At 68.7% G+C, this 6,645-nt stretch carries 5 protein-coding genes; 2 read left to right on the top strand and 3 right to left on the bottom strand.

Annotated elements, in window-relative coordinates:
* Positions 1-107: 107 nt before the first annotated feature.
* Both ABZV40_RS42305 and serA read right to left on the bottom strand, forming a co-directional pair.
* Positions 108-3,380, bottom strand: a complete 3,273-nt coding sequence (locus tag ABZV40_RS42305; RefSeq protein ID WP_355455207.1) for a S8 family serine peptidase — start codon at positions 3,378-3,380, stop codon at positions 108-110.
* A 242-nt stretch (positions 3,381-3,622) separates the two neighbouring features.
* Positions 3,623-5,212, bottom strand: coding sequence for a phosphoglycerate dehydrogenase (gene serA / locus ABZV40_RS42300; RefSeq protein WP_355455205.1), 1,590 nt, complete (start codon positions 5,210-5,212; stop codon positions 3,623-3,625).
* 261 nt (positions 5,213-5,473) lie between these two features.
* On the opposite strand from serA, the gene ABZV40_RS42295 reads away from it, so the two are divergent.
* Both ABZV40_RS42295 and ABZV40_RS42290 read left to right on the top strand, forming a co-directional pair.
* Complete coding sequence (locus ABZV40_RS42295; protein WP_355455203.1) at positions 5,474-5,731, top strand: hypothetical protein; 258 nt, start codon at positions 5,474-5,476, stop codon at positions 5,729-5,731.
* Positions 5,732-5,862: 131 nt separating this feature from the next.
* Positions 5,863-6,324 carry a DUF6294 family protein gene (locus ABZV40_RS42290; protein ID WP_355455201.1) on the top strand — a complete coding sequence of 154 codons (462 nt, stop codon included), beginning with the start codon at positions 5,863-5,865 and terminating at the stop codon, positions 6,322-6,324.
* An 18-nt stretch (positions 6,325-6,342) separates the two neighbouring features.
* Here ABZV40_RS42290 and ABZV40_RS42285 read toward each other — a convergent pair whose 3' ends face one another.
* A complete protein-coding gene (locus tag ABZV40_RS42285; protein WP_355455199.1) occupies positions 6,343-6,606 on the bottom strand; it encodes a DUF397 domain-containing protein in 264 nt (87 codons plus the stop codon).
* Positions 6,607-6,645: the final 39 nt, after the last annotated feature.

Genomic DNA, 6,645 nt, shown 5'->3' with positions numbered 1-6,645 from the left:
AATTACTGTTGCGGAGACTGGGGCTCACACCCCTTCACCCCCCTATTATGGGCGACTACACCACCTTGACGTGGATGAAGGCGCCCTTCATCGAGAAAAGGTCCGACCTACACGGCCGAGTTGCGGCCGGTTGAGCAGACGTAGACGACCGACGCGCGGTCACCGCTGGCGTTGTGGTGGTTGAGCACCAGCAGGCCGTCGGACTTGTCGGACTTCAGCGCCGCCGCGTCCCTGTTCACCACGAGCGCGGTACCCGGCTTGGCGAGGTACGAGAGCGCCGCGTCGCCGCCGCCCTGCACCCACAGGCCCGGCTTGAGCGGGTCGTAGGACAGGTTGTGGTCGATCACGTCGATCAGGCCGTTCGCGTTGCCCGGCGCCACGTAGAAGCCGGACGTGCCGGCGACGTACGAGATGCGCGCGGTGTCCTTCGCCGGGTCGATGCCGAGTGCCGTGAGCAGCACCGGCAGGACCGCGACGTTGGTGTCGGCGGTGTTGGTGTCGACGTCGCCGAACTGGCCGTTGATCGGCTGGAGGTCGACCTGCGCACCCGTCTTGAGGTCCACGGTCGACGCGACCAGCAGGTCGGTGTCGGTCAGCCGGGTGGCGAACGTCTCGAAGTCCGCGGTGCCGTCACCGTTGGTGTCGATGTCGATGAACGGAACCGTGTTCTTGCCGAGGTTGTACCAGTTGCCCCACGTCGCGATGCCGAACGCGAGCATGGACTCCTCGGGCTTGCCCTGCGCCTTGGCGAGCGGGGCCGTGGAGGCCGCGCCGACGTAACGCAGGTCGCCGCCCTTGGCGGTCTCGTTCAGCGCGCAGTTCTGCGTGACGTTGCGCTTGCAGTCGCGCAGCTTCGGCGACTGGGCCTGCAGCTCGAGAACGCTGACCAGCGAGCGGTAGGCCTGCGAGCCGGTGCCCTGGTCGACGCCGCGGCCGCTCAGGTTCAGCACCGCCTGCTTGTCCGTGCCGCTGAACTTCAGCCCAGCCGGGGTGTTGATGTCCGCGACCGGCTTCGGCGCCGAGTACACCGACAGGCGCAGCGGCACCGTGGCACCGGCGGTCGGCGTGAGGGTCACGCGACCGGAGGCGTCCGCGATGAACTGTCGCGCCGCACCCAGCTGGTTGGTCACGACGGTCGAGTCGACCGTCTTGCGCAGCGCCTTCGGGTCGTCGATCTTCAGGGTGACCTTGACGCGCGCGATGCCGCGCGGGCTCAGCTTCACCTTGTCCTGCGAGAGCACGTAGCTCACGCCGGGGATCGTCGTGGCGGCGCTGTAGCCGACGTTGTACTCGACGGCCTTCGTCGACTTGTTGACGATCTTGATCGTCTTGGTCTTCGAGACCGGCCTGGCGACCTCGACGACACCGAAGTTCGCGCTCACGAAGCCGGGGTCGTCCTCGACGAGGGCCAGGACCTGGTTGTCGATCGCGGCCTTGCCGTCGACACGACCGGTGCCGACGCGGTTGGGCGCGAAGGTCTTGCCGTTCTCCTTCACGTCCGCGCCGGCCGTGTTCATGATCGCGGCCTTGACCTCTTCCAGCGTGTAGTCCGGGTGCGTCTGGCGCACCAGGGCCGCGATGCCGGCGACGTGCGGGGACGCCATCGACGTGCCGGAGAACACCGCGCGGTCGTTGCCGGACCCGACGGCGGTCGACGAGATCGTGTCACCGGGCGCCGCCACGTCCGGCTTGATCGACGCGCCGCGGGTGCCGCGGCTGGTGAACGAGCTCGGCGTGTCCGAAATGGACTGGTCGTACGTCGGCACGGTGGTGCGCAGGGAACCCGCGAGACGGACGGTCAGCGTGCCCGCGTCCAGCAGCGGACGCACCTGCTTGGTGGCGTCGCCGGTGAACTGGAACACCGGGATGGTCGCGTTGCCCGCGATGCCCGCCGAGAAGTTGTTCAAAGTGGACGAAAGCACCACGCCCGCCGCACCGGCGGCCTGCGCGTTGTTGCTGCGACCGGCCGAGCCGCAGCGGCGCGACGCGTCGTTGTCGTCCCACTCCAGCCACACGTACTTGCCCGCGAGGCCCGTCTGCGTGATCGGCTGGCAGCCGTCGAGGTTGCCCGCCTGGGTGAGCTTCACGACCGGCAGGGTCTTGTCGTAACCCAGGTAGCCGGTGAAGTTCTGGCTGTACTGACCGGGCTTCACCTGGCCGTTGGCCTCGGCACCGTCGCGCAGCACGAACGAGTCGCGCACGGACGCGACGGTCAGCGCCTCGGGCGTGCTGCCCGGCGAGCCGCCGACGTCGTAGAGGTCGCCACCGTTGCCCTCGGCGAAGACCGGCAGGACGCCGGCCTTGAACAGCTTCTTGACGAAGAGGCTGTCGGGGTCGTCCGGTGCGCCGTAGTCGGAGCCGAGCGACAGGTTGACCACGTCGAGGTGGTCGGAGAAGTCCCCGTCGCCGTCGGGGTCGAGCGCCCAGTCGAGCGCCTGCGAGGTGACGTTGGTCGAACCCTCGCAGCCGAAGACCTTCAGCGCGTAGATGAGGGCCTTCGGCGCGGTGCCGGGGCCGATCTTCATCGCGTTGAGCTTGTCGGCGTCGAGCTTGGTGTAGTCGCCCTTGAACGTGCTGCCGTCGGCGTTCTCACCGAACCCGGCCGCGGTGCCCGCGACGTGCGAGCCGTGGCCGTTGCAGTCGATCGGGTTCGGGTCGGGCTTCGGCGTGTTCTTCGCCGGGTCCTTGCTGGCCCCGTCGTAGTCCTCACCGACGAAGTCCCAGCCGCCGACGACCTTGGAGGTCGGGAAGTTCGGGTTCTTCGCCCGCGGGTCGACCGCGCGGAACGCCTCGACCGTGCCGGGACCGCCGAAGTTGGCGTGCGTGTAGTCGACGCCGGTGTCGATGACGCCGATCCGGACGTCGTCACCGAGCTTGCCGTACTGCTGCCAGACGTTGAGCGTCCTGGTGAGCTGCACCGCGTTGGAGTTCGCGCGCGTCTTCGGCACGACCGGGTAGACCGCGGCGACGTCCGGGCGGTCGGCGAGCTCGCGGACCTTCGCCGCGTCCGCCGTCACGACCACGCCGGGAACGGCGTTGGACGTGCGGAAGAGCTCCTTGGTGCCGTTGTCCTTCGACTTGAGCTCACCGACGACCTGGTCGACCGTCGCCGACACGTCGCTCTTCGCCTGCTTGGCCGCCTGCTTCGCGACCTCCTTGCCCTGCGGCTTCTTCTCCTCGAAGGCGTCGACGGCGGGCTTGCGGTCGAGCGCGACGAACGCGGTGACCTGGCCGGACTGGTTCAACCGAGGAGAAACCTTGAGCTGCAACGCTTTCGCGTCCAGCCCGTGTGCACCCTTCAACGGCTGCGCGAGCGGTTCGCTCTGCGCCTGTGCCGTGGCGGGTGCGATCAGCAGTGTGGTGATGGCAGAGAACACCACCAGACTCGATCGTCTCTTCACAACATTGCCCCAAACGAGGTGTGTTCCTTCGACCCGAACACGCGTGCCGCGCCCTCTACGGCACCGGGTCAACCTCGTGGGGACGCTAATCGCTGATGTGTGTTTGCGACTGCCCCGAAAGTATGAAGTTTGTCTACGGAGAGTTGGTCGTTACAGCTTCGTTGTTCACCGTGACAGCCGCGGGAGGGGGATTTGACCGTCCCCCTCCCGCTTTGTCGTGACTATCCGAAGTCGACACTCCGCACGGTGCGGGCTCCCACGGCGGCACCGATCGGGTCGAGCACCGCGGTGTCGACCGGGCGGTCCACCCGCAGCACCATCACGGCGTCCGCGCCGGTCTGGCTGATCTGCGCGGCCTCGATGTTCACGCCGGCCTCGCCGAGCAGCGTGCCGACCGTGCCCATGACACCCGGACGGTCCGGGTACTCCAGCAGCAGCACGGTTCCCTCGGCCCTCAGGTCGAAGTTGCGGCCGTTGATGTTCACCAGCTTCTCGACCTGCGCGATGCCGCTGACCGTGCCGGACACGCTGTTGCTCGTGCCGTCGGCCTGCACGGCCTTCACCGTGACGAGGCTGCGGTGGTTCGGGCTCTCGGTCTCCTTGACCAGGTCCACGCTCACGCCGAGGTCCGCGGCGAGCTGCGGGGCGTTGACGAACGTGACCTGCGACTCGACGACGCTGGAGAAGACACCGCGCAGCGCGGCGAGCGGCAGCACCGCCACGTCCTCAGTGGACAGTTCGCCGCGCACCTCGACGGTGACGCTGGTCGGCGCCTTCGACGACAGTGCACTGAGGACGGTGCCGAGCTTCTGCACGAGCGGCAGGTACGGGCGCACCTCCTCGCCGACCGCACCGCCCTGCACGTTGACGGCGTCCGGCACGAACTCGCCGGCCAGCGCGAGGGCGACGCTCTTCGCGACGTCGGTGCCCGCGCGGTCCTGTGCCTCGGTGGTGCTCGCGCCGAGGTGCGGGGTGACGACGATGCCCGGGACGTTGAACAGCGGGCTCTCGGTCGTGGGCTCGGTGGAGAAGACGTCCACGCCGGCGCCGCCGACCTGGCCCTCCTTGACCGCCTCGGCCAGCGCCTCCTCGTCGATGAGGCCACCGCGGGCGGCGTTGACGATGATGACGCCGCGCTTGGCCTTGGCCAGTTGCTCGGCGCCGATCAGGCCCTTGGTCTCCGGGGTCTTCGGCAGGTGGATGCTGATCGCGTCGGCGCGCTCCAGCAGCTCTTCCAGCGTCACGAGCTCGATGCCGAGCTGGGCGGCCCGCTGCGCCGAGACGTACGGGTCGTAGGCGATCAGGGTGGTGCCGAACGCGGCGATGCGCTGCGCGAACAGCTGACCGATCTTGCCCAGGCCCACGACACCGACCGTCTTGCCGTTGAGCTCGACGCCGTTGAACTTGCTGCGCTTCCACTCGTGGTTCTGCAGCGTCTCGTGCGCGAACGGGATCTGGCGCGCGACCGCGAGCAGCAGGGCGACGGCGTGCTCGGCGGCGCTGACGATGTTGGACGTCGGTGCGTTGACGACCATCACGCCGTTGGCCGTGGCTGCCGAAACCTCGACGTTGTCCAGGCCGACGCCCGCACGGGCCACGACCTTCAGCTTGCGGCTGGCGGCGAACACCTCGGCGTTGACCTGCGTGGCGGACCGCACGAGCAGGGCGTCGGCGTCCGCGACGGCCTCGAGGAGGGCCGGGCGGTCGGTGCCGTCTACGTGGCGCACTTCCACGCCATCGCCGAGAGCGTCCAGCACGGACGGTGCGAGCTTCTCGGCGATGAGGACAACAGGTCGGCTCGTGTTGGTCACGGACATCGCTCCCAGAACGGTTGGATCGTGGGGCGCGGGCGTGGTCGAGGCGGCTGACCCGCGCCGACCGGGCACCGCAATGTGTCCGGACTGTTAACGAGCATAGACAGGGGGCGTTGACCCGGCCGTTGGCGGGTGGCTCAGGTCACTGCCGCGTCCTGCGGGCTGGGACGGTGTTTGCGCTGGTTCTCGTGACGCGGCGCCACGTGGTGGACCGAAAACCGGCTGACCTCGGCGGGGACGCCTTGCTAGCTTCCGGGCATGACGTGCCTGACAGATCTCAGGTGGCAGTTCGCGGGAGTCGAGGACCTCCGCGCCGGCGACCTCGTGTCGGCCTCCGCGCTGATCGCGGCGACCGGTGCCCGGCGGCGCGCGGACCGCGTGCGGGAAGCGGACGTGCGGTGCGGTCGTGGACCGCGCTCACGCGACAGGTTCGCCGGTCTGGGGATGCTCACCAGGCCTCGGCGGGCTCCCCGTCTCTGGCACCTGCACAGGAAGCGGCCCGCCCGGTCGTCGTGAAGACCGGCCCGACATCGGTTCCCCCAGACCGTCGACGGACTGTCGACGGATTGTCGACGGCTACCGCCAACGTCAGCACAGCAAGCGGAGAGAGTCGCTCCCCGCCGTCCGGAATGCTGTGAAGGGAAACGATGAAACGCGCAACTCGAGGACTCAAGACGGCCGTCGCGGCGACCTTCGCCGGCATCGCGCTGCTCATCGGCGTGCCGGCGGCGCACGCGGACACGGGTTCGGCCTCGGCCCAGGCCGGCGGACTGCACACCACCGCGGTCAAGAGCGCGGTCTGGGGCCAGCTGCACAGCGGTGACTGTCAGCAGGACAACGGCACCATCGTGCTGCGCCCCGACGGGACGGGCACGTTCAGCGCGACCACGCTCACCTACAAGACGCACACCGGCGACGTCTGGCACACCACCCTGACGTTCTTCACGACGGGCGGCACCAGGCTGTTCGCCAGAGGCCAGTTCAACAGCCCGCGGATGAACGACGGCAACCCGCCACCGAAGTACTTCTGGAGCGCCGACTTCACCTACGACTCGGGCCTCTACAGCGCCGTGGACATCTTCAAGACCCGCCAGTCCTACAGCTGCTGACCACCGGGGGACGAGCCGCTACCAGGGCTCGTCGAACTCCCCGTCCTTGGCGCCCGCCACGAAGGCGTCCCACTCGGCCATCGTGAAGACGAGGACCGGTTCCAGCTGCTTGGAGTTGCGCATGGCCACGTAGGTGGCGCCGTCGGTGTGCTCCACGAAGGCGATCTCGACGTGGCCGTCCTCGGGCTCCGGCTCCGGCGGGCGCTTCCACTCGGCGTCGCGGAGGTCCAGGTTGCCGCGCACGTGAGCCTTGTCGTCGTAGATCGGCGCACTATCGGTCATGCGACAGAAGTTAGCGGAAAGGCCCGCGGGGCGTCACAC

Origin of the sequence: Lentzea sp. NPDC004782 (assembly GCF_040609115.1) — a bacterium.
GTDB lineage: Bacteria > Actinomycetota > Actinomycetes > Mycobacteriales > Pseudonocardiaceae > Lentzea.
The sequence above is the reverse complement of the archived record's forward strand: the minus strand, read 5'-3'. Positions and strand labels throughout refer to the sequence as shown.

Excerpts from the sequence above, each read along its gene's own strand:
- ABZV40_RS42295 (WP_355455203.1), top strand. The coding sequence starts at position 5,474 with ATGACGTGCCTGACAGATCTCAGGTGGCAGTTCGCGGGAGTCGAGGAC.
- ABZV40_RS42290 (WP_355455201.1), top strand. The coding sequence starts at position 5,863 with ATGAAACGCGCAACTCGAGGACTCAAGACGGCCGTCGCGGCGACCTTC.
- ABZV40_RS42285 (WP_355455199.1), bottom strand. The coding sequence starts at position 6,606 with ATGACCGATAGTGCGCCGATCTACGACGACAAGGCTCACGTGCGCGGC.